This window comes from Variovorax sp. GW821-FHT09D07 (assembly GCF_059416345.1).
Genome location: NZ_JBWKOY010000005.1, coordinates 355,286 through 376,451 on the forward strand (window position 1 = coordinate 355,286; position 21,166 = coordinate 376,451).

At 67.8% G+C, this 21,166-nt stretch carries 24 protein-coding genes; 8 read left to right on the plus strand and 16 right to left on the minus strand.

Annotation, left to right across the window (positions count from 1 at the left end):
• Positions 1-20: 20 nt before the first annotated feature.
• A complete protein-coding gene (locus AC07OX_RS20405) occupies positions 21-2,390 on the minus strand; it encodes an FAD-dependent monooxygenase (protein WP_495261680.1) in 2,370 nt (789 codons plus the stop codon).
• 198 nt (positions 2,391-2,588) lie between these two features.
• Between AC07OX_RS20405 and AC07OX_RS20410 the strand changes: the two genes are divergently transcribed.
• Positions 2,589-3,287, plus strand: a complete 699-nt coding sequence (locus AC07OX_RS20410) for a TetR/AcrR family transcriptional regulator (RefSeq protein WP_495261681.1) — start codon at positions 2,589-2,591, stop codon at positions 3,285-3,287.
• Here AC07OX_RS20410 and AC07OX_RS20415 read toward each other — a convergent pair whose 3' ends face one another.
• The 9 genes from AC07OX_RS20415 to AC07OX_RS20455 form a co-directional block, all read right to left on the minus strand.
• Positions 3,288-3,548, minus strand: a complete 261-nt coding sequence (locus AC07OX_RS20415; RefSeq protein ID WP_495261682.1) for a hypothetical protein — start codon at positions 3,546-3,548, stop codon at positions 3,288-3,290. It abuts the gene before it with no gap.
• Positions 3,549-3,642: 94 nt separating this feature from the next.
• Complete coding sequence (locus AC07OX_RS20420) at positions 3,643-4,254, minus strand: alkylhydroperoxidase domain protein (protein WP_495261683.1); 612 nt, start codon at positions 4,252-4,254, stop codon at positions 3,643-3,645.
• Between the two features lie 7 nt (positions 4,255-4,261).
• On the minus strand, positions 4,262-4,885 hold the full coding sequence (locus AC07OX_RS20425; RefSeq protein WP_495261684.1) for a CMD domain protein: 624 nt from the start codon (positions 4,883-4,885) through the stop codon (positions 4,262-4,264).
• 15 nt (positions 4,886-4,900) lie between these two features.
• Positions 4,901-5,971, minus strand: coding sequence for a putative FMN-dependent luciferase-like monooxygenase (locus AC07OX_RS20430; protein WP_495261685.1), 1,071 nt, complete (start codon positions 5,969-5,971; stop codon positions 4,901-4,903).
• Positions 5,972-6,075: 104 nt separating this feature from the next.
• A complete protein-coding gene (locus AC07OX_RS20435; protein WP_495261686.1) occupies positions 6,076-6,642 on the minus strand; it encodes a hypothetical protein in 567 nt (188 codons plus the stop codon).
• A gap of 38 nt (positions 6,643-6,680) precedes the next feature.
• Positions 6,681-7,439, minus strand: coding sequence for a DUF899 domain-containing protein (locus AC07OX_RS20440; protein WP_495261687.1), 759 nt, complete (start codon positions 7,437-7,439; stop codon positions 6,681-6,683).
• A 26-nt stretch (positions 7,440-7,465) separates the two neighbouring features.
• Positions 7,466-8,164 carry a Vgb family protein gene (locus AC07OX_RS20445; protein WP_495261688.1) on the minus strand — a complete coding sequence of 233 codons (699 nt, stop codon included), beginning with the start codon at positions 8,162-8,164 and terminating at the stop codon, positions 7,466-7,468.
• 46 nt (positions 8,165-8,210) lie between these two features.
• Complete coding sequence (locus tag AC07OX_RS20450) at positions 8,211-9,431, minus strand: helix-turn-helix domain-containing protein (protein ID WP_495261689.1); 1,221 nt, start codon at positions 9,429-9,431, stop codon at positions 8,211-8,213.
• Between the two features lie 61 nt (positions 9,432-9,492).
• Entirely contained in the window at positions 9,493-10,488 is a 996-nt protein-coding gene (locus tag AC07OX_RS20455; RefSeq protein WP_495261690.1) for a Bug family tripartite tricarboxylate transporter substrate binding protein, read from the minus strand.
• A 104-nt stretch (positions 10,489-10,592) separates the two neighbouring features.
• Between AC07OX_RS20455 and AC07OX_RS20460 the strand changes: the two genes are divergently transcribed.
• Entirely contained in the window at positions 10,593-11,522 is a 930-nt protein-coding gene (locus AC07OX_RS20460; RefSeq protein ID WP_495261691.1) for a LysR family transcriptional regulator, read from the plus strand.
• 18 nt (positions 11,523-11,540) lie between these two features.
• On the opposite strand, the gene AC07OX_RS20465 is transcribed toward AC07OX_RS20460, so the two are convergent.
• Positions 11,541-13,334 carry a sensor histidine kinase gene (locus tag AC07OX_RS20465; RefSeq protein ID WP_495261692.1) on the minus strand — a complete coding sequence of 598 codons (1,794 nt, stop codon included), beginning with the start codon at positions 13,332-13,334 and terminating at the stop codon, positions 11,541-11,543.
• Between the two features lie 65 nt (positions 13,335-13,399).
• Positions 13,400-14,128, minus strand: coding sequence for a LuxR C-terminal-related transcriptional regulator (locus AC07OX_RS20470; protein WP_495261693.1), 729 nt, complete (start codon positions 14,126-14,128; stop codon positions 13,400-13,402).
• Positions 14,129-14,313: 185 nt separating this feature from the next.
• On the opposite strand from AC07OX_RS20470, the gene AC07OX_RS20475 reads away from it, so the two are divergent.
• From AC07OX_RS20475 to AC07OX_RS20495, 5 genes are all read left to right on the plus strand, one after another.
• Positions 14,314-14,523 carry a hypothetical protein gene (locus AC07OX_RS20475; RefSeq protein ID WP_139705507.1) on the plus strand — a complete coding sequence of 70 codons (210 nt, stop codon included), beginning with the start codon at positions 14,314-14,316 and terminating at the stop codon, positions 14,521-14,523.
• A gap of 138 nt (positions 14,524-14,661) precedes the next feature.
• Positions 14,662-15,099, plus strand: a complete 438-nt coding sequence (locus AC07OX_RS20480; RefSeq protein WP_495261694.1) for a hypothetical protein — start codon at positions 14,662-14,664, stop codon at positions 15,097-15,099.
• 59 nt (positions 15,100-15,158) lie between these two features.
• Positions 15,159-15,692 (plus strand): nucleoside 2-deoxyribosyltransferase, encoded by a 534-nt coding sequence (locus AC07OX_RS20485; protein WP_095745045.1) that lies wholly within the window; start codon positions 15,159-15,161, stop codon positions 15,690-15,692.
• A 130-nt stretch (positions 15,693-15,822) separates the two neighbouring features.
• Positions 15,823-16,098 carry a hypothetical protein gene (locus AC07OX_RS20490; protein ID WP_495261695.1) on the plus strand — a complete coding sequence of 92 codons (276 nt, stop codon included), beginning with the start codon at positions 15,823-15,825 and terminating at the stop codon, positions 16,096-16,098.
• A 30-nt stretch (positions 16,099-16,128) separates the two neighbouring features.
• Positions 16,129-16,350, plus strand: a complete 222-nt coding sequence (locus tag AC07OX_RS20495; RefSeq protein ID WP_095745044.1) for a hypothetical protein — start codon at positions 16,129-16,131, stop codon at positions 16,348-16,350.
• Between the two features lie 144 nt (positions 16,351-16,494).
• Here AC07OX_RS20495 and AC07OX_RS20500 read toward each other — a convergent pair whose 3' ends face one another.
• The gene (locus AC07OX_RS20500) at positions 16,495-17,088 is read right to left on the minus strand and encodes a recombinase family protein (protein ID WP_495261696.1); all 594 of its coding nucleotides are present in this window, start codon (positions 17,086-17,088) and stop codon (positions 16,495-16,497) included.
• A 137-nt stretch (positions 17,089-17,225) separates the two neighbouring features.
• Here AC07OX_RS20500 and AC07OX_RS20505 point away from each other — a divergent pair, with 137 nt between their 5' ends.
• Complete coding sequence (locus AC07OX_RS20505) at positions 17,226-17,630, plus strand: hypothetical protein (protein ID WP_495261697.1); 405 nt, start codon at positions 17,226-17,228, stop codon at positions 17,628-17,630.
• A 174-nt stretch (positions 17,631-17,804) separates the two neighbouring features.
• Here the strand turns inward: AC07OX_RS20505 and AC07OX_RS20510 are convergent, their stop codons facing one another.
• The 3 genes from AC07OX_RS20510 to AC07OX_RS20520 all read right to left on the minus strand — a co-directional run bounded on the left by AC07OX_RS20510 (position 17,805) and on the right by AC07OX_RS20520 (position 21,166).
• Positions 17,805-18,752: a rolling circle replication-associated protein gene (locus AC07OX_RS20510; RefSeq protein ID WP_495261698.1), complete on the minus strand. Its 948-nt coding sequence runs from the start codon at positions 18,750-18,752 to the stop codon at positions 17,805-17,807.
• A 699-nt stretch (positions 18,753-19,451) separates the two neighbouring features.
• Positions 19,452-20,834 carry a zonular occludens toxin domain-containing protein gene (locus AC07OX_RS20515; RefSeq protein WP_495261699.1) on the minus strand — a complete coding sequence of 461 codons (1,383 nt, stop codon included), beginning with the start codon at positions 20,832-20,834 and terminating at the stop codon, positions 19,452-19,454.
• The gene (locus AC07OX_RS20520; protein ID WP_495261700.1) at positions 20,831-21,166 is read right to left on the minus strand and encodes a DUF2523 family protein; all 336 of its coding nucleotides are present in this window, start codon (positions 21,164-21,166) and stop codon (positions 20,831-20,833) included. Before AC07OX_RS20520 ends, AC07OX_RS20515 begins: the two co-directional genes overlap by 4 nt.

A 21,166-nucleotide genomic window follows, 5' to 3' on the forward strand; every position in this document is an offset into this window, starting at 1 on the left:
TGGTTCTCCTTGCGTGCGCGTCAGGCCGCGCGATGCTGTGCGAGCAGCACCTCGGGATCGAACTCCACGCCGATCGGGTTCGTGGCGAAATCGCCGGCGCGGAACCACGCGTCCAGTTCGGCCGCGCTCTCGAAGTTGTCGACCTGCAGCTCGACCTTCACGCCCTCGGGATCGAGGTAGTACAGCGAGGTGGTCGGCCCGTGGTTGATGCTCCACACCGGCTGCATGTCGTGGCCCTTGAGCCGCGCGTAGGTGTGCAGCAGGTCGTCGAGCGTGCCGTAGGTGAAGGCGACGTGGTCCACGCCCGCGGTCTGGGCCTGTCCGGCGCTGTGCGTGGGCGCGTTGATCAGCGCCACGCGGTGGTGCTCGTCGTCGTAGCTCAGGAAGCACAGCATCTCGTTGCGGAACATCGTGCGCGCACCGAGCACCACGCTCCACCAGCGGATCGATTCGTCGAAGCGGCGAGTCGCCAGCACGACGTGCGCGAGCTTGCGCGGCGACCTCGCCTGCGGGTCGGGCGAAGGAAGGGGAAAGCGGTCCATGGGGTTCGTCATTGCATGTCCTTGGGGTCGAGGGGTTGGTTGGGAAAGGTTGATCTGCAGGATGGCGCGCAGCACCGCCGCCACATCGCTCGGGCTCGGCGGTTGCGGCGTGGTGCTGCGCCAGGCGATGTGGCCGTCGGGCCGCACCAGGAGCGTGGCGTCGGCCCGGCCTTCGTTCCAGGCGATCAGCTGCGCGAGCGCCTTGTGCGAGGCGGCGAGGTCCAGGTTCACGCCCACGACGGCCAGGCCCAGCGACGCCACCAGCCGTTCGCAGGCCGCGCCGTGGCGGCCCATGCCCGCCAGGAGAAAGTGCCCGGGCCTCAGAAGCTCGTGCGAGCTGGTGCGGTACGCAACGCCGGCATCGGGGGCGAGGTGAAAGTGCGGCCAGCGCGCGCCGGGCGTGAGCGACTGGCACACGTCCCGCACGGGGTCTGGCGCAACCGGCGCGGTCGTGCCGTCGCCGCACACGGCCGCTCCCCGGTAGGCATGGCCCAGGTCGAGACCCACCGTGCTGAAGTGCGCCATCTGGCTTTCGGCGGCGCGCTGCACCTGCTGCCGGATGGCCGCGCAGCGCACGGACGCAGCCTTCGCGATGCGGCGCGTGCGCCATTCGACCGGTGCCACGAACAGGCCACCGAGCGCCGAGCGCACCACGCCCGGCAACGCACGCGCCGGCGCACTCGAACGCACGCGCCCCAGCAGCGGCAGGCGGCGGTCGTCAATGCCCATGGCCGCGGTGACCTCGCGCATCTTGTGGAAGTTCTTCACGCTGGCCTCGCAGTTCGCCACAGCGACCGGGCGGCGCTCCGCACCGTAGGTGTCGATCAGGCCCGCATCCGCACGGCCTTGCATGACCAGCGCCAGCTTCCAGGCCAGGTTGTGCGCGTCCGCGATGCCCGTGTTGAGCCCCAGCCCGCCCGTGGGCGGAAAGCGGTGCGCCGCATCGCCGACCAGCAAGGTGCGGCCCTGGCGATAGCGGTCGGCCACGTGCGCCTGCATGGTCCAGTGCGACAGCGAGGTGATGCGAAACGGCACCTCGGCCGTGCCCAGCGCCGCGCGCAGCATGCGCTCGCAGCGGGCGACCGGGAAGTCCGCGGGCTGCTCGTGCGGCGGGAAGTACGGCGTCATGAACACCGCGTAGCGCGCCGCGTCGTGGACGATGAAGGTGCCGGGCGCCTTCGCGGACAGGGTCCAGAACAGGATCGACGGGCTGTCCTTCACAAGCGGGCGCAGGTCGGCCTCGAAGTTGACCGTGACCATGTGGGCCAGGTTCGTGTCGCCGGCCATCGCGATGCCTGCGCCCCGCCGCACGGAACTGCTCGCACCGTCGGCCGCCAGCAGCCACTGGCTGCGCACGGCATAGACCTCGCCGCTCGCCGCGTCCTCGATGTGCGAGACGACGCAGTCGCCCTCTTCTTCCGCCCCGCGCCAGGTCTGGCCGAAGCGCGTCTCGCAGTGGGTGCGGCCGGCGAGCGCGTCGAACAGCACGCGCTCGAGGTGGTGCTGCGGCACGTTCGCGCTGCGCTTGCCGCTCACCGAATCGAGCTGCACGAAGCGCGCCTCGCCGCCGATCTCGATGCGCGCGATGTCTTCCTCGGCGAGGTTGCGCCGCCAGGTCACGTAGCGCGCATCGGCCGGCGGCGTGGTCACGCGCGCCAGCGCCTCGTCGGCAATGCCCAGGCTGGCCAGGATTTCGCGCGTCCTCGCGCTGATGACATGCGCCTGCGGCGCCTGGTGCAGACCGTCGCGCTGCTCGACGAGCAGCGACGCAATGCCCTGGTCGGCCAGCAGGGCCGCCATCGTGAGCCCGACGGGCCCGGCACCGACGATCAAAACGGGAACTTCCAACACGTGCATCTGTGGCTCTCTCGACCTTCGGCAGCACCAACGGCTGCCATGCACGCGAATTTATACAAATATAAGTCAATGCAAGATGCGTGTTTATACTTATATAAGTCACACACATCGGCCGGCCGACCGGTGCGCGCGACTGTTGGACAATGCGGCCATCGTCAACCAGCCACGGCCCGCCGGCGCACGCCATCCATGAAGACTCCCACGGGCAAGACCGCCCCGAAGCGCACCCCCGCCCCTGCCCGCACCGAGGCCACGGAACCTGCGGCCGACACCTCAGGCCGGCAGCGCCTCATGGACGCGGCCATCGTCGAGTTCTCCGAGAAGGGTTTCGAGGGCACGTCGGTGCTCGCCATTGCACGGCGCGCGGACGTGAAGCAGCCGCTGCTCAACTACCACTTCGGCGGCAAGGAAGGCTTGTGGCGCGCCGTGGTGGAGAGCACCTACACCGAGGCGATGGCGTCCATCGACGCGATGCAGGTCGACGAGGACACGGCCGATGCGCTCACCAAGCTGCGCAGCGCGCTGCGGGTGTTCGCCATCATCAACGTGCTGCACCCCGCCGCGCATTCGCTGGTGCTGCGCGAGGTGGCGCAGGCCGGGCCGCGGCTGGACTGGATCATCGAGCACTACATGCGGCCGTTCCACGAACTGCTCGACGCGCTGCTCGCCGAATGCCAGGCGGAAGGCCTGATCAAGCCCTACCCGCGCGCCTACGCGAGCGTCATGATGACGAGCCTGCTGACCTCGGTGCAGTCGTCCATGCACCTGATCAAGCGGCTCTACGACGTCGATCCGATGAGCCCCGAGCAGGCCGCGCAGCACACCGAGCAGACCATCGACCTGCTGCTGAATGGGATGCTGACTGACCCCGGAAAGAAAAGCCGCTAGCTAGCGCTGGTTCTGTTGCTCGCTCCTGTGCGCAATGACCGCGTCGCGCACCGCGCGCTTCGGCGCCAGCTGCGGCTTGCCGCAACTGCTGCAGCGATAGAAGCGCAGGCCGGGCAGAAACTTCATCCACGACCGTCGGTGGATGCGCTCCAGCCCGGCCAGTCCGCATCGGCAGCGGATGAAGGGATTGCCGAAAGACGGCCCGGGCGCGGGCGCGCGGCCGTGGCGTGTCGTTGCGTACCCAGGAGCGTCGGTGTGCATGCGGGTCATCGTGCCGACCCACGGGCACGCCGCACGCCCGACTGTGATCCCGCTCACTTGCCGCCGCAACAAATCTGCGCGCGGCCGCGCGGGCCTACGCGGCCGCAGGCGCCTGCGGTTCGCCCAGCGAGAGCATCAGGCGGTTGGCCCAGTTGAAGAAGGCCGCGCCGTGCACGACGTCGGCAATCGCCAGGTCGTCCAGCCCCTGCGCGCGCAAGGCGTCGACGTGCGCGGGCCCGAAGGTCGACGGTGTGCCCGACAGCGCGACCGACGCCTGCACGATCGCATTCCAGCGCGCGCCCAGCTCGGCCTGCACGCCCTCGTCGAGCAGGCGCTGCACGTCGTCCGCGCGCTGCGAGAAATGCGAGGCGAAGCGCGCGTGCACCGAAGCGCAGTAGATGCAGCCGTTGAAGCGCGAGGCCGCGGCGGCCGAGAGCTCGCGCTCGGCGCGCGGCAGGCCGGCGTCGGGGTTGTAGAAGATGTCCTTGTCGGTGCGCGTGCGCGCGCCGAGGATGTCGGGGTCGCGCGCCAGCAGGCGGAAGTACGGTGACTTGGCGCGCGACGCATCGACGAGGCCCGCGTAGTGGCGCTCGGTCAGTTCGTCCTCGGGCAGCGGTTCGAGCCAGGGCAACCATTCGAGCTGCGCCTGCGTGAAGCTGCGCGGATGCGTGTTGTGGGGATGGGTCAGGGTCGATTCTTTGCTCATGGGGCGCTCATGCAGAAGGGATGGCCAGCGCGCGCAGGCCGATGACGACGCGGATCTGGAACGCGAGGAACGCCACCAGCTGCGACAAGGTGACGATCTCCGTGGTGCGCCATCCCGCGTCGAGCAGCGCCTGAAGTGCCGCCGGGCTGGCGTCGCGCGGGTGGAAGACCAGCAGGTGCGCATGCGCGAGGCCGGCCGACAGCCGCTCGCCGAGCACCGCGCGCTGCGCCGCATCGACGGCGTAGACCGGGCCGTCCGCGTCTTCCACGCTCAGCGGACCTTCCGGATAACGGCCATACGGCCCTTGGGCAGCACCGCGTGCGACCTCCGCCTCGATGGCCTGCGCCACGCCCTGCCCCGCCAAGGCCTCGGCATAAAAGCGCGCCACGTCGGGCTGCTTGTGCAATCCAGCGACGAAGGCCGCTATGGCGAAACGATCCGCGATCTCGAAGTGACCGGCCACGGGTTCAACCGGCGCGAACAGCGCGAGATAACTCTGCTGTGCCTGCGTGCGCGCCTGCTCGCGCTGCGCACGCAGTCGATCGAGCGCGCTGCCGGGCGCAATGCCCACCAGCTGGTCGATCACGTCAACAGCTTCGGGAACGGGAAAAGAAGAAACAACGGCATTCATAGAAGAAACAACAGCCTAGAGAAGCGCAAGCGATTGAAGGTCCGGCGCGCCCGTGTCGCGCGCCCAGCCCAGGGCGGGTGCGACGACCGTGGCGGTCAGTTCGATGGAACGCAGGATGGCTGCGTGCGGCGGATCGACCGAATGCACCTGGCACACGAGGTCGGTCACGCGCGCGAGCGTGCGGTCGGCGCGCAGCGAGGCGATCACGTCGCCGGGCGAGCCGACATGCACGTCGTACGCGGCGATCAGCTGCTCGAGCGGCGCATCGGCGCGGACGCGGTCGGCCAGGCCGATCTGCCCCGTGGCGGCGGCTTGCACCACCGCACGGCGCAGCCCTGTCTCGGCCAGGCGCAGCGCCTCCTTGCGGGTGTCCGCCACGAACACGCTGCGCGAGCCCACGATGCGCGGCGTGCGCCCCGGCGGCAGCGCGGCCAGGTAGGCGTCGATGATCGGGTCCTGCAGGTCGGCCAGCGATGCATCGGGCGCCTGCGCAGTGCGTGGCTGCGTGCGCGAGAGCATCAGCCCGTCGCCGGCCGTGCCCGCGCGCGTGCCGCCGCTCACCGAAAACGTGGCCTGCCAGAGCCGGCCGAGCAGTTGCGCACCCGCCGGGTACAGCGTGTCGCCGCCGGGCAGCGGCCGGCCGGCCCAGGCCTCGCGCACCGTGGCGAGCTGCCGCTCGAACAGCGCTGCGCGGTCGTCGCTGTCCAGCCCGAAGGCCGCGAAGGACGCCGGCGTGCCGCCCGTGCCGACGCCCACTTCGAGCCGGCCGCCCGAAAGCAGGTCCAGCACGATCGCGTCTTCGGCCGTTCGCACCGCGTTCTCCAGCGGCAGCGTGACGATGCCCGTGCCCAGGCGGATGCGCCGCGTGCGCGAGGCCACGTGGGCAAGGAAGACGAAGGGCGACGGCAGGCCGCCCTCGTGTTCATGGAAATGGTGTTGCGCCACCCAGGCGGAATCGAAGCCGAAGGCCTCGGCGTGGGCGATCTGCGCAGTGACGAGGCGGTAGCGCTCGGCGGCGGGGGCATCGTCGAGCAGCCGGCTGAAGAAGCCGAGCCGCTTGCGCGGGGGAGTGAAGGTACCGGGCATCCGAAGGCCTGTGGGGTCGAGAGCCTTCGAGTGTTGCGCCGCAGGCCGCTCGAATGGAACGCCGGTTTTCGCGTTTGCTTATGCGCTTTGCGCGCATCGGAGTTTCAGCGCAGGGCGGCAGGCCGGCGCACCAGGCGCCGCAGCCAGCCCACGCCCGCCCCGACGCCGACGGCCATCAGCCCGGTGGTGGCCAGCATCGCCGCCGTGTGGAGCGCGACGGCGACGAGCGCCAGCACGAGCGAACCACTCATCGCGCCCTTCGACGCATCGCCCATGCACAGCGGGATCAGCGCCGGCACCAGCATCAGGCCGGCACCGTGCGCAGTGGACATCATGAAGGACCACAGCGCCAGCCCCGCGTGCCCCGCCGGCGCACGCGCCATGGCGGGCAGGTGCCCCGACAGGTGAACGAGCGCGACCACCGCGATCAGCCCGCCGGCCAGCCACTGCAGCAGGCCCCGGTCCATCGACAGGCCGAAGGCCACCGCAACGACCACGAGCGCCACTGAGGCGACGTGCCCGACACCGATCGGCCACAGCGCCCGCAGCGCCTGCGCCCGGTCTTGCGAACGCAGGCCCCACGCGGCGGCGAACATCCAGCCGGTGGTGGGGTTCAGGCCGTGCAGGACGCCCATTCCCGCCACCGCCAGCCAGGGCCAGAGGCTTGCCATGGTGCGGACCGATCGACACGCCGGGTCGCGCGTTCTTCTTAGGACTGCGCGTGGCAGCAACCACCGGCCGCCGCAACGGGCGCGGGCTCGTAGCGGTCGTGGTGACGGATCCAGTCCATCGCGTAGGACGGGTTGTGCTCGTCGCGGCCCTTGGGCACGAGGTCGAGCATGTTGTAGGTGCCCATCATGACTTCCACGCCGCGACCGTAGGTCGAGTAGGTGTGGAACACGTCGCCGGCGTCGTCCTTGAAGAACACGCTGACGCCGGGCGCCTCCTCGCTCGGGAACGGCTGCTTCACGTAGTTGTAGGCAACGGCGCCGCTGGCCATTTCGTCGGGCGTGAAGCTCACGCCGAAGTCGTGGTCGAAGTCGTTGTCGTGCGACGAGACCCAGGCGAACTGCCAGCCCATGCGACGGCGGAAAGCCTCGATGCGGGCCAGCGGCGCGCGCGAGACAGCCACCAGCGTGACGTCGCGGTGCGCGAGGTGCACGCGCATGCCGTCGGAATGGTCGGCCATGAACGAGCAGCTCTGGCAGCCCTGCTCCCAGTCGGGGCCGAACATGAAGTGCTGCACCAGCAGCTGGCGACGGCCTTCGAACAGGTCGGCCAGCGGGCGACGGCCCTGAGGGGTGTCGAAGACGTAGGCCTTCTCGACGCGGGTCCAAGGCAGCGCGCGGCGCTCCTCGGCGATCCGGTCGCGCAGCTGGGTCAGTTCCTTCTCGCGCGCCAGCAACGACTTGCGCGCATCGATCCAGCGCTCGGGGGTCACGACGGGGTGATTCACTGGGGTGTTCATGGTGTGCTCCTTGGCTTGCGTTTCGTTCAGGCCGTGGCCGTCTTCGGGCGCCGCACCGCGCGGACCTTGCTGGCCCGGCCGTCGCCGGCGTAGAAGAGCCCCGCGCCGTCGGACTCCAGGCCGCTCACGCCGACGCCGCTGGGCATTTCCAGCCGCGCGATCACGTCGCCGCTGGCGGGGTCGATGCGGCGGATGTCGCTCTGGTCGCCTTCCCAGGTGCCGTGCCAGAGTTCGCCGTCGACCCAGGTCACGCCGGTGACGAAGCGGTTCGATTCGATGGTGCGGCGGATCGCGCCCGTCGTCGGGTCGATCTGGTGGATCTTGCGGTCGCGGTACTCGCCCACCCAGAGGCTGCCTTCGGCCCAGGTGAGGCCCGAGTCGGAGCCGTTGCCAGGCGCGGGAATCGAGGCCAGCACCTTGCCGGTGGCGGCATCGATCTTGTCGATGCGCGCCTCGACGATCTGATAGAAGCAGGAGCCATCGAAGGCGGTGCCGGCGTCGCACGCCACGTCGATGCGACGTGTCGCTTTGCCGCTCGCGGGGTCGAAGGCGACCAGTTGCCCGCCGGTGGCGGCCCACACCTGGTGGCCGTCGTGCGTCACGCCGTGGATGCGCTCCACGCCTTCGAACGGGCCGTACTCGCGCACGATCTGCGCGGCCTGCACCGCGCCTTCGAACCGGTCCTTGCCGGCCTTCTTGCTCTGACTGCTGTTGCTGCTGCTCATGGTGGGCTCCTGTAGGTGCGCCACGGGGTAGCGCATGAGCCCGACTCTATTCAATCGGCAGCGCAGCGGGGAGTAACAAGATCGTCGTGAATCCCGCCAGCGGCGGGGCCAGCCAGCGGCGCGCCCTGGCCTGCCCGATGGCGCGCACGCGCCGTTCGGCCTCGAGCTCGGCCAGCGCCCGCTGCACCGTGCGCTGGCTCGCACCCAGGGCCAGTGCGAGCGCCGAGGTCGACCAGGCTGCGCCGTCGGACAGCAATGCCACCAGCGAAGCCTGTTCGCCGTCGATGGGCGGCGCCAGCACCACCACCAGACGCGCATCCAGAGGTTGGAGGATGAAGCCCTGCGGCGTGGCCTCGATGCGCGCCATCGGCTTGACGAGCGCGCGCAGCCGGCCGATCTCGACGCGCAACCGCGTGCGGTGCGTTTCGTCGGGGTCGCGGGTGCGGAAGGCGTCGGCGATCAGCGTGTCTCGGTCGACATCGCCGGGCCAGGCCGCGGCCAGCGCACGCGCCAGCGAGAACAGCACGGGCCGGCGTGCGAGCGAACGCCAGGTGTCGCCGCCTCCGACACCGCGGCGGCAGGCATCGACGACGAGCGAATCCGATGCGAGCAGCGCCTCGACCTCATCGAGGCGCAGGGCCTGTTCACCGCCGGCAGCGATGCGCCGTGCGGCGGGACGTTCGAGCGCGGCGCGCGCTTCCGCCACTTCGGCCAGCAGCGCCGGCACGCGCGCGCGCCAGGCCGCGTCGTGCGCGCGGTCGAGCGCCGCGCGTGCCGCGGCGGTGCGCAGCGAACGCAAGGCCAGTTCCGCCGATGCCAACTCGGCCACCGCCGACAGCAACGGCGGCAGGCTGTGCCCGTCGAGCAGCGACAGCGCGGCGGCGGCCTCGTCGAGCCGGCCGAGCAGCAGCAACCGGCGCGCCGCGATGAGCCGCGCCTGCAGCGCATTGGCCAGGTCGTCGCGCGCCTCGAGCGTGGCCGCCGCCGCGATCAGCGCGCGCGGCGAACCGCCCAGGTCGCGCATCGCGAGTGCCACCTCGGCCTCGGCGACGACGCAACGTGCGCGCGCCAGTTCTTCGTGCGCCCCGAAGCCGCTCGCGGCCCGCCGCAGCAGCTCGCGCGCACGCGGGTGCTCGCCCAGCTGGGCCATGGCGATGCCGCGCAGCGCGAGCGCCGGCGGGTCGTCGCGCAGGGCCACGCGCTTGAGGGCACCCAGCGCGTCGCCGGCAGCGAGCGCGCGCGCGGAGGCGGCGATGAGGGAATCCATGGGGCGACAGGCTACAACACCGCCGGTGCGCTGCGGCCCGCCCCCTCACGAGGCGGTGTCGTCAGTCCAGCGAGATACCGCGCTCACGGATCAGCGCGTGCCACTTCTTGGTCTCGGCGAAGGCGTAGGTCTTCATCAGCACGCTGTCGCTCGGCACCGGCTCCCAGCCGCCTTCCTGAAGCTTCTTGCGCACGCTCTCGTTGGCCAGCGCGGCCTGCATCTCCTTGGAAAGGCGCTCCTGGATGGCGGCGGGCGTGCTGGCCGGCACAACCAGCCCCTGCCATGCGTAGGCCTCCGAATCCTTGAAGCCCTGCTCGCCCACCGTGGGCACGGCGGGCAGGATCGGCAGGCGCTTGGCGCTGAACGCCATCAGCGGAATGACCTTGCCCGACTGGATGGCGCTGAGCCCCGACGAGGTGTCCACCACCATCAACGGCACCTGCCCGCCCATCACGTCCTGCAGCGCAGGTGCGGCGCCGCGGTACGGCACATGCATCGTCGACAGGCCGCTGCGGCTCAGGAACAGTTCCATCGCCAGGTGGTGCGGGCTGCCGTTGCCCGGCGAGGCGTACGACAGCGTGCCCGGCTTGCTCTTGAGCTGCTCCATCAGGGCGCCGATGGTCTTGAGGTTCGTCGAGGGCGCCGCCACCAGCACGAGCGGCGTGCGCGCCATCAGGCCGAGCATCGCGAAGTCGCGGTCGACGGCATAGGGCAGCTTCTTGTAGAGCGCGGGGTTGTACACGAGCACGCCGTTGTCGGCCGTGAACACGGTGTAGCCGTCACCCGGCGACCGGGCCGTGACCTCGGCGCCGATGATGGCGCCGGCACCTGCCCGGTTGTCGACGATCACCGGCTGGCCAGCCTGGACCGACATCTGCGCGCCGATGGTGCGGGCCAGGAAGTCGCTGCCACCGCCGGCGGGGTAGCCGACGATCCACTTGATCGGCTTGGACGGAAAGGCCTGCGCCTGCGCTTGCGCGGGGGCCCCTGCGAAAGCAAGGGCGGCGGCCGCGAGCGAAAGGAAAGTGCGGCGCGCAAGGCGATGAGAAACGGGCATGAACGATGTCTCCTGGCAGTGGTTGTTGTGATGGCGCTGCGATTGGATGCGAGCTTCATTCATGGTTCAATCAGATATTTCTTTCCCACTTATCGGACAAACCGATGAATGTCACGCTGCGCCAATTGCGCGCCTTCATCGCGGTGGCCCGCGCCGGCAGCGTGACCGAGGCGGCCCTGCGGCTGCACATCACGCAGTCGGCGCTGAGCGGCCTCATCAAGGACCTGGAGTCGAACCTGGGCGTGCAGATGCTTCACCGCACGACGCGCAGGCTGCAGCTCTCGAGCGCGGGCGAGGTCTTCCTGCCGATGGCCGAGCGCATCCTCCAGGACCTGGGCATGGCGCTCGATGCGGTGTCCGACCTGCGCGAGCTGCGCACCGGCACCGTGCGCATCGCGGTGCCGCAGGTGATGGCGTGCACGGTCATGCCGGAAATCATGGCCGCCTTCGCCCTGAAGTACCCCGGCATCCGCGTGCGTCTGCAGGACTCGATGGTGGAAAGCGTGCTGGGCCGGCTCATCAACGGCGACGTGGACCTGGCCATCGGCCCCGAGCGCGACGCGCCGGCCAACGTGGTGGCGCGCACGCTCTTCACCCTGCCCTTTCTGGCGGTGCTGCCCCCGGGGCATCCGCTCACCAAAAAGCAAAGGGTCGCCTGGAGCGACCTGGTCCGCTACCCCGTGATCTTGCTGCAGGGCGAGTACACGCAGCTGCTCAGCGCCGAGCTGTATGCATCGCCGGGCCGGCTGGAGTTCAGCCCGACGCATGAAGTCGCCTTCCTGACGACGGCCCTGAGCATGGTCGAGCACGGGCTGGGCGTGACCACCTGCCTGCCCTATGCGGGCGTGCTGCTGCAGCGCCAGCAACTCGAATTCCGCCCGCTCGTCACGCCCGTGCTCAGCCGCAAGTTCCAGGTGTGGCTCAACAAGGACCGGGGGCTCTCGCCGTCGGCGCAGGAGTTTCTCGACTTCCTGCTGCAGCACATCGAAGACCACCCGGCGCCCGAGGTGCGCGCGTTCCGAAAGGCACGCTGATCACGTGCGCAGCGCGCCTCAGCTGCTGCCAGCGCCTGCCACGGGTGCCTGCACCCTCGCCGCCAACCGCGTGCCGCCATCGCCCGCATCGATCTGCAGCGTGCCGCCGATGCGCGTCATGCGCGCCTGCATGCTGCGCAGGCCCAGTCCGCCGATCGATGAGGTCATGGCCACCGCATCGAAGCCCACGCCATCGTCCTCGACGCTCAGCAGCACGCCCGCCTCGCCGTCGGCCAGCAGCTGCACGCGCAGGGTGCGCGCGCGGCTGTGCTTCACCACGTTGGCCAGCGCCTCCTCGAGCAGGCGCGTGAGGCCCAGCACCTGGCGCGCGGACAGCGCGCAGGGCCAGGCCGCGGGCGTCTGCCAGTGGCTGCGCACGCCCATCTCCTCGAACAGGCGGCCGAAGCGGTGGCGCATCGGCGCCAGCCATTGCGTGGGCGTGGCGGCCACCGGGGCCGCGCCGCCGCTGTGGGTGTCGATGATCTGGCGCAGGTCGTCGCGCAGCGACTTGAACATCGACAGGTACTGCGGCCGCTGCAGCGCCTCGCCTGACTGCTCCACCAGCGCGATCGAGCGCACCAGCGAACTGCCCAGGCCGTCGTGCAGGTCGTGCGCCACGCTCAGGCGCTCGTGCAGCCGCACGTTGTCGAGCTCCAGGCGATGTTCGCGGCTGAGCGTGTCGGCCAGCTCGGTGCGCGCCCCGCGCACTTCGCGCGCCAGCTCGTCGTTGAAACTCTCGACGCGGCGCAGGCTGCGCGTGAAGCCACCCGCCAGGATCAGCGACATGCCGATCATGATCAGCGGCGCCGTGACCACGGTGTAGCCGAAGCGGTCGTCGATGACGCGCAGGATCATCAGCGCGTCGTGCACCGCAGCCACCAGGAAGCCGAAGGCGCACAGGGCCAGCAGCAGGTGCTCGGTCTTCTTCGTGTCGAGCGCGCGCAGGATGAACTGCACGCACACGGCCATGAAGAGCAGCGAATACACGACGAACACCGCCAGCGTCGCGACCGACAGCGCAGGCTGCGGCAGCAGCGCGATCGCCACCACGGCCAGCGCCGCCACCGCCCACAGCGCGCGGCTCAGCCGCGGAAAGCGCTGGCCGCCGAAGTGCCACATGAACATGCAGAAGCAGCTCACATACAAGACCATCCAGGCCGTGATCCAGCGCGACCAGGCGTCGGTGGAGGCGAACGGCCACGGCAAGGTGCTGACGACGGTGTTGCTCGCGAACACCAGCCAGGCGATGGCGCTGAGCGCGTACCAGCCGTAGGCGACCTCTTGCCGCCGCATGAGCCACAGCACGAGGAAGAAGCAGCCCAGCGTGATCGAGATGACGAGGTTGACCGCGGGCAGCACGCGCGCGAACAGGCGGCGTTCGTCGTGGTACACCACCGCCGCGTCCGCCGGGCCGAGCACCACGCGACCCAGCCCCGAGCCATACATGCTGCCGCCCACCACCTGCACCCACAGCGTGTTGGTGCCGGGATTCAGCGCCGCGGCCGGCAGGAAGAAGACGCGCGGCGTGTTCCAGCTGCGGCTCAGCGGCTCGACCAGGCTGGCATCGCGCCAGAGCAGGTTGTCGTTCAGCGAGATCGCGCCGGCCATGCTCAGGTAGTCGAAGGCCACGCCCAGCTGCGGCGCGTCGTCGCGGCCCGCGCAGGGGCGTTGCCAGTCGATGCGGTACCACGCGATGCCCTCGAAGCCGGGCCAGCGTTCGGCCCAGTGGTCGGGCAGCGCCACCGGCTGCCAGCCGTCGATGGGCGGCGGTGCTTCAGGCCCCGCGCCGGCGGTGGCGCGCACGGCTCGCACGCTGTCGATGTGCGGCGCGCACGCCTCGACCGCCCATGCCGTGTGCGCGAACAACCACCACAGGCTCAGGCCAGCAAGCCACGCGAACGCGCTGCGAAAACGGCGCGCGTGCGCGAGGAAACGGTGAGCTTGCGGTAGATGTTCTTGATGTGGCATTCGACGGTGTGCCGCGACAGGAAGATCTGCTCGGCTATCTCGCGGTTGGTCAGGCCTTCGGCAACCAGCTGGAGGATCTGGAGTTCGCGCGAGGTCAGCACATCTTCGCCGACGCGCCCCGGCGTGGCGGGCGGCGCCTGCGTCAGGTCGAGGATGCGGCGTGCAATGAAGGGATCGATCGGCGCCCCGCCGCGCAGCACGCTGCGGATCGAGAGCAGCAGCTCCAGGTCGTCGCGCTCCTTGAGCACGTAGCCGGTGGCGCCGGCGCGCAGCGCGTTGAGGATGAGGTCGTCGGTGCTCCAGGCGGAGATCACGAGGATGCCAGGGCCGTCGTCCGCGCTCATGGCCGCACCGGTCGGCGCGCTCATCTGCGCGATCAGCTCCACGCCGTTGCCGTCGGGCAGGCCCAAATCGACCAGCGCCAGCGCGAACGGCTGGCGCGCGAGTTCGATGCGCGCATCGGCCAGCGTGGCCGCGAGCACCAGCACGTCGTTGCCGTAGCCCAGCTGGTTCAGGATGCCGACGATGCGCCGCTGCATCAGCGCGTCGTCCTCGACGATGAGCACGGGCGCCGGCAGGTCGGGGCTGGGCGGCGGCGTCATCGCCGGACCTTCGGGCTGGGGAGAGAAAGCGGACATCAGGACGGTTCGGACAAGGTGGGAAGCATGCCCGAATCATCACCCAGGCTTCGCGCGCGAGGCTGCAGTGTCCCCTCGCGGCGGCGCTGCGGCCATCACCAGATCTGGGGGTTCTGGTGGCACGGCGCGGCATCGGTCGGCCTTCGCCTACAGACAGGCACCACGCGAGCGGACATGGTGGGGCCATGACACATCCGATCGAACTCATCATCGACGAGCCGGCTCCCGGATCCTTTGTCTGGCGGCTGCTCGAAACCGACACCGACGGTGCGCATCCCACCGTCCTTCGCTGCGCCTTCGACCCGGTCGAGAGCTACGAGCTCGCCCTGGCCTCGGGACAGCGCGCCCTGCGCAGCGAGATGCGCGCGCACGGCACTACAACAGAAGGCCACTGAGCGTCAGCATGCGCTGACGGCGGCTTCGCGAGGCGTCCTACCGCTGTCGCGCCGTCGGTTCCTAGGATCGTTTTCGGGCGCCGGTTCTCTTGCGCTGGTCGCAATGAAGCAACCGCCGGCGTCTTCAAGGAGATGACCATGCAAAGAAAGCTCATGTGGATGTGCGCCGCTGCCGTGTCCTGTCTCACGGCCGTGTCGGCGCAAGCGCAGGTGAACCCGCCGCCCGCGGCCACGGTCGACCCGGCGGTCGCCGAATACAAGGCAGCCCGCGACAAGATCTCGGCCGACTACAAGACCGACCGCGCCGCGTGCGATGCCATGAAGGACAACGCCAAGGACGTCTGCGTCGAGGAAGCCAAGGGCAAGGAAAAGATCGCCAAGGCCGAACTCGACCAGAAGATGAAGCCCAGCGACGGCAACGCGCGCAAGGTGGCCGAAGCCAAGGTCGAAGTGGCTTACAGCGTCGCCAAGGAAAAATGCGACGACCAGAAGGGCGAGGCCAAGTCGACCTGCGTGAAGCAGGCCAAGGCCGACGAAAGCAAGGGCATGGCCGAAGTCAAGGCGATGAAGAAGTAGCCGACCTGGTCGCAGCGCTTCCCGTTGGCGCTGGCCGGGGGCGGTCGCATACTCGACAGATGCCCTCCTCTTCCACGCGTCCACGGGTCTACCTTGCCGGCCCCGACGTGTTCCGGCCCGACGCCGCGCAGTACTTTGCCGCGCTGGCCCTGGCCTGCGACGCGCTCGGCATGACGGCCGTGCCACCGTTCGACGGCAAGGCGGCCGGCCCCGACCCCGCGCGCCGGATCTACGAGGAAAACATGAAGCTGCTGCGGTCGGCGGACGGCGTCATTGCCAACCTCGCGCCGTTTCGCGGGCTGGAGCCCGACTCGGGCACGGTGTTCGAGGTCGGCGTGGCCATTGCCCTGGGCCTTCCGGTGGCCGCCTACGGCGTTCCGCCGGGCACCTATGCGCAGCGCGCCGCCACGGCGGGCGTCGTCGGCCGCGACCCGGACGGCAGCTTGCGCGACCCCGAGGGCACGCTGATCGAGGATTTCGGGCTGCCGCTGAACCTGATGCTGGCCTGCTCGGTGCGCTTTGCGGACCTGGCGACCGACGCTTTGCGGGTGCTGGCCGAGGTGCTGGGGTCTGCGCCCGCCCAGCGCCAGTGAGTCCGAATTCGTGAAATAAGTCACAAATCAAAGGTGGAGTATCACCAATTCTGGGGAGCAAGCCCCTCGAAGTAAGCCTTTCAGCCTCTTTTTGCGTTGGACATACCAACGCCCCAAAAAGGAGGCCCGGATGCCCCCCTCAGATCAACAAGCAGTTTTCGAAGCGGCGGGCCGCCTGGGTTCCATGGAGGTCCTGACCACGCAGACCAGCGCCGTCGTCTCGATGCTGCGCGCGCTGTACGCCGCGCACCCCGAGCCGGCCAAGGTCCGGTTCCACTTCGACCGGCTGATCGGCCAGTTGCTGATCAGCCCCTACCTCGGCCACGACCCGGATCACGCGCTGATCCTGCAGGACACGGCCGCGACGCTGGTGCGGCCACCGCTCGAATCCGACCCGGTGCGCTGAGCATCGGATGCACACCCAGGAGACACTGAAATGAGTTTTGAAAAAATCAAGCTCCGGTTCGGCCGGTCGTTCCGTCGCGGCGATCGCGTCGTCTGCGAAGGCCGACTCGGCACCATCACCGGGGCGACCTATCCGCATGTGCGGGTGCGTTTCGACGGCCGGCAGATTGCGGTGCCTTGCGATCCTTGCGAGCTGCATGTGGGCGCAGCGCCAATCGCGACGCTGTCCGCGCTCGAACCGCAGCCGTCCTGAAGACATCGCCTCGCCTTTTCGGCGGGCAGCCACGCATTGCGAGCAGACGCAAAAAAAGCCCCGACTGGCGGGGCTCTTTTGGGCTGTTTGATCACTGCAAGGTGATCAGGAAGCCAATCCTGGCGGAACCGGATGTTTACGCCCCTACACCTTGCCACGCTTGAGGTGATCCGCGCCCTTCGTGACGCGGTACACAGCACGCTTCACAACGGACTCAGAAACACCGTAGCGATTGGCTAACTCGCGGTACGTCACCCCGCCGGCCCGATATTCAGCAACCACCTGAGCTTCGACCTCTGCCACCAAGCTCCGCACTCGCCCAGGCTCCCTGCCACGCTCCCGTGCCGCGATCTGCCCAGCAATCGATCGCTCCCTAATCATCGACCGCTCCAGCTGCGCCACCGCGCCCAGCATCTGCACGACAAAGACCCCCATGCTGTTTGTCGTATCCAGCGGCTCAGTCACGCTCTTGATCGTGGCCCCCACTTTCTCCAGCCGCCGCAGTATGTCCAACAGGTCGAAGAGACTCCGAGCAATGCGGTCGATCTTGTAGACCACCAGCACGTCCCCCCGAGACAGCAACGACAAGCAGCGGGCCAACTCAGGCCGCCCCCTCTGCGACGCACCGCTGGCCTTTTCCTGAAGGATGACCTCACACCCGGCCCTGTTCAGCGCATCAAGCTGAAGGTGTGTTTCTTGTTCGCGCGTAGACACACGCGCATACCCGTACATCGTCATAAATCGCCTCGCGAGGCGGGATCACAGGCGCGACCTCCCTCCGGTTTGAAACGCCCAATCCCAACGCGCCTAGGCCCAGCAGCGCCGGCCACCAGCCCGCAAAGCGCTTGTTTTGCCAGCCTAGTACATTTGGCAACATGAAGAAGCATCTGCTTGCCATCGCCCTCATCGTCGCCAGCCATTCGCATGCAGCGACGATCTATCTCTGCAAGGCCTACAACGGCTCGACGTTCTGGACGGACGGGACCTGTAGCAGCAGAAACGCCTTCATCGAAAGGATCGAACACGTCGCAGACGTGCCCTTCGACCAACAGGTGGAGCAAGCCCAAAGGAACACGAACCGGAGCGGCAGCAGCGCAAGCGCGAACGCCCAGGCAGCAGGCACAGAACAACTCTGCGGAAGGCTGATCAACGAGCTCAACGAGATCGAAGGCAGGTACAGCAAGGGCTACTGGCAACCTGTGGATACAGTCAACCAAGATCAAAAGCGGACCATTGCGATCCGCTCCCAGCTACGCGCCAACAACTGCCGCCTGCAATAGCCCCCCGGGCCCGCAGCAAGGCCCTCAGCGGCCTCGGCGCATCATTAGCTCGTAGGCACGACGCCCCTCCGGCCACAAGAGCCAGACGACGCCACTCAGCAGAAACCCGGGGCGAGGGTTCACGCGAAGAAGCCATTGAGCGAAGCGAGCCATGTGCCAATTATCGCCCCGTCGTTAGTGCAGCACAGGCGGCGGGGATGACTCTTTGCAGAACCACAGACGGTCATTGAACCGCCCCGGACGCAGCGCCAGCACCGAATCGCCCTGGCGGTATTCGTAGACGAGCCCGATGAGGTCGGCGAACTCGCAATCGACCACCATGGACTCAATCGGCACGTCGACCACACCGATGCTCCGGCTAAACCTGTTCTCGTGCTTGGGCACGTCCTCATAGTCCTTGAGGATGTATTTCGACACGTAGGCCGCCATCTTGGCCAAGCTCATGCTGTGCCGGCGGGGACGACCGAATTTGTCCTTGCCACCAAGGAAGCACAAGCCGCCGAGGTCCCCAACAACATCACGCCAGATGCGCGTGCCAAGCTCGTAGCTCTTGATCTTTTGGCCCTTGTGAGTCACGAAGGTTTGCAGCTTGTGGCATGCGAGATGGACGTGCATTGAGCCCCGCTCCTGTGGTTCGAATGCAGCGACGTAGCGGAACTGCCCACCGAGCGCACGCTTCATGCGGCGCACCCATTCCTTGAAGTGCTTTTTGCAGAGCGTGCGGTCCGGCTGGTTGCGCTTGTACGTGATGGTCATCATCTGATCGAAGCACTCAGTGATGATGCCGCGCCGCGCCGTTGTCTTCGAGCGCGCAGCCGATTTGCGCAACACAGCAGCATCACGCTCAGCCTGCTCCTCGGCGTCCTTGGCCGCCCTCTTGAGGGCAAGCTCCTGCTCGTGCTTGTCAAGGACCAACGAACCGGGCAGACCGTCGAACACGTGGTCGTCGCCGGGCTCCCAGCCATCCAGCTTGAAGCCGTGGTTGTAGACCTCAGACCACGCGACATAAGGGGTAGCACTGCGCTCCATGACGCCGTTGCACTCCCATGTACGGATCACCCACTTATCGGGGACCACTTTCCCTTCGAACTTGATCCCATTAACATACCGCTCCATTGGCATGGTGTTCTCCTAAAGTTTCTGTGCCAACCGGACCCGGGACGTTGACGCGTCGCCGGGTCTTTTTTTGACCGCGCCGGCCTGAAACCGGAAGCTACGGCCGTCCCTGCCGGTTTCAAAGCCAGGATCTGAAACCGGCACGAAGAGATCTCATCGAAGCGCATCCAGCAATTGCCGATGCAGCAAGCGCCCAGCCTCTTTGCCGTTGGGCCAGTCATAGCGCTCATGCTCACGCACAGCACGTTCCGAGCAGCCAGCAGCCTCCGCAAGACGACTCTGCGTCCACCCCTTCGCCATGCGGATACGAGCTACATCGGACATGCGTCCGATGGTTCTTTGATAGGCCCCACGAGGACCCCGATATTGGCGAGCCATGTGCTGTGTTCCAAAGTGTTCTAAGAACAAGTTAGCGCCGCGCTGCGCGCGTCGCTCGGTGTCCCCGCGAGGCGGGGCCCCTCCTCGCTCGGCACTGGCGCGGACGCCGGCGACGATGCACAAGAGAGGAGCCCGCAGCCGCGGGCGTATTGCTTCACGTTGGGCATCGAGGCCGGGGCACGTGAGCACACAACGTCAGTCATAGAGGTGTCTGCGCTGCGCTTCGACGATGGCTTTGCAGTAGCGCGAGCGCTGGCGCAGGGGCACGTAAGGAGCATCCCGCAGCCGGGGCGGCCGTAGTACGCATAGATCACGGCAGGAGGCGTCTCAGCGGCTCACGGCACTGGCCGCACCAGCACGCAACGGATCACGGAACCCACCGCCCTCGATGGCGACCACATGCGAAGCCGACGATTGCCCTGCCGAAGCCACCTGCGGCTGCCCCTGCACACCGGGCACGGCAACCACCACAGGTGCACGCTCGGTGCCCACTGCGAGCTGCGGCGCATCGCAACTAACCGGGTACACCTTCGAGCCATAGCTCAACCGCCCCATGCAGGCGCCGAGCGCTTCCAATCGATACCCAGCCTCCTCGAGCTCCTCGCTTGTCGTGTCGAGGAAGCGGCGACCACCATCGCTGATCGCCAGCGTATAGATGGTCTTGCCATGCATACGAATGCGGCCCGTGAGGTGAATCCGCTTGTCTTTCAACGGCTCGACAGCGCCGGCGTCCGACTGGGCCTCGGTGGCGGGCTTCGGCGCACTAGGGACAACGCCCGTTGTCTCCACAGTGATCTTGACGCACTCATCGTTTTTCCAAACGGCACCATCCACACAGGGCTTAAACGGCGCGCCCTTTGGCACTGCGATATCGGCGACCGACCTCCCGTCGTGAAGCTTGGCCTGCTTATCCATATCCCTCGCAGGCCACCACGCCCAGACCGTGACCACCGCAATGACGGCGTACAGCGCCCACGACATGCGCCGCCACTTCGTGAGAAACGGCTGCACGTCAGACACGCCAGCTTCAAGGGCAGCACCACCTTGAGTGTGCGACTTATAGAGGCAGAAGAACTCCGGCTGATACTTGCGCTCCGAAGTCTGCAACACCGCACCCCGGTAGCCCGAATACACCTTCCGGATGTAGCTGTCAGGACGACCCAAGATGTCAGCTTTGCGGACCTTTATGACCATCGCCATGATCTCGGCGATGTCCTGACACATCGCCCTGAATCGCTGCGTGCAAAGCAAGATGTCGTGGTTGAAGTGCCGATGCAGCTTGTAGTACTCGATCACCTCCTTTGACGTACCAATGCGCGGCATCGCCACATGAGCCTCATCGATCACGAAGAGAGGCCCTTGCCCTGTCTTTGGATGCTTCCAGTCGGACCAGTAGTCCCACACGTGGCCGAAGACCCTCGTGCCTTCAGGAGCCTTTTCTACACGCCCATCAGCAAACAGCTGAAACGCCTGACCATCACCCGTCACAGGGTCAACTCGCTCGGCATCCCATGTGCCGCGAACGGGCGCGGGCGTGTAGCGCAGCTCTAGCAGATCGCCATAGACCGGATCAATGGCCGCATAGGCATGGAACACCAAGGGCAAATTCGTGATGACCTTGCGACCGCGCTTGAGCGCATCCAGCACCTGAAAAACCGAAGCCTCAAAACTCTTCCCCGATCCGGGGATGCCTTCCAGGCCATTAATCATGAGCCAAGCCTCGTGAACGGAATCAATTGAAGAACGAGGCGGATGCCGATAGCCGCAACGATGATCGCCGCCGCTTGACCAACCCCGAGCAAGCCGAGCATGTTGAGGATCTCACCGGGCAACGTGCCCCAGCTCTGAAGCGATGAGGTGACAGGCGTCAGGTCCACAGCCTGCACAGCGCTGACGACGATCTCCATGACCTGCTCGAACGGCCAGCAGGCCGCATCGCGAATGAAGTCCCATGCCGCCTGAAAGACTGCCACCGCGAGCTTGCCAAACCACTCAACGATGGCCGCAAGCTTCGAAAGCAGCATCGTGAACGCAGCAGCCAT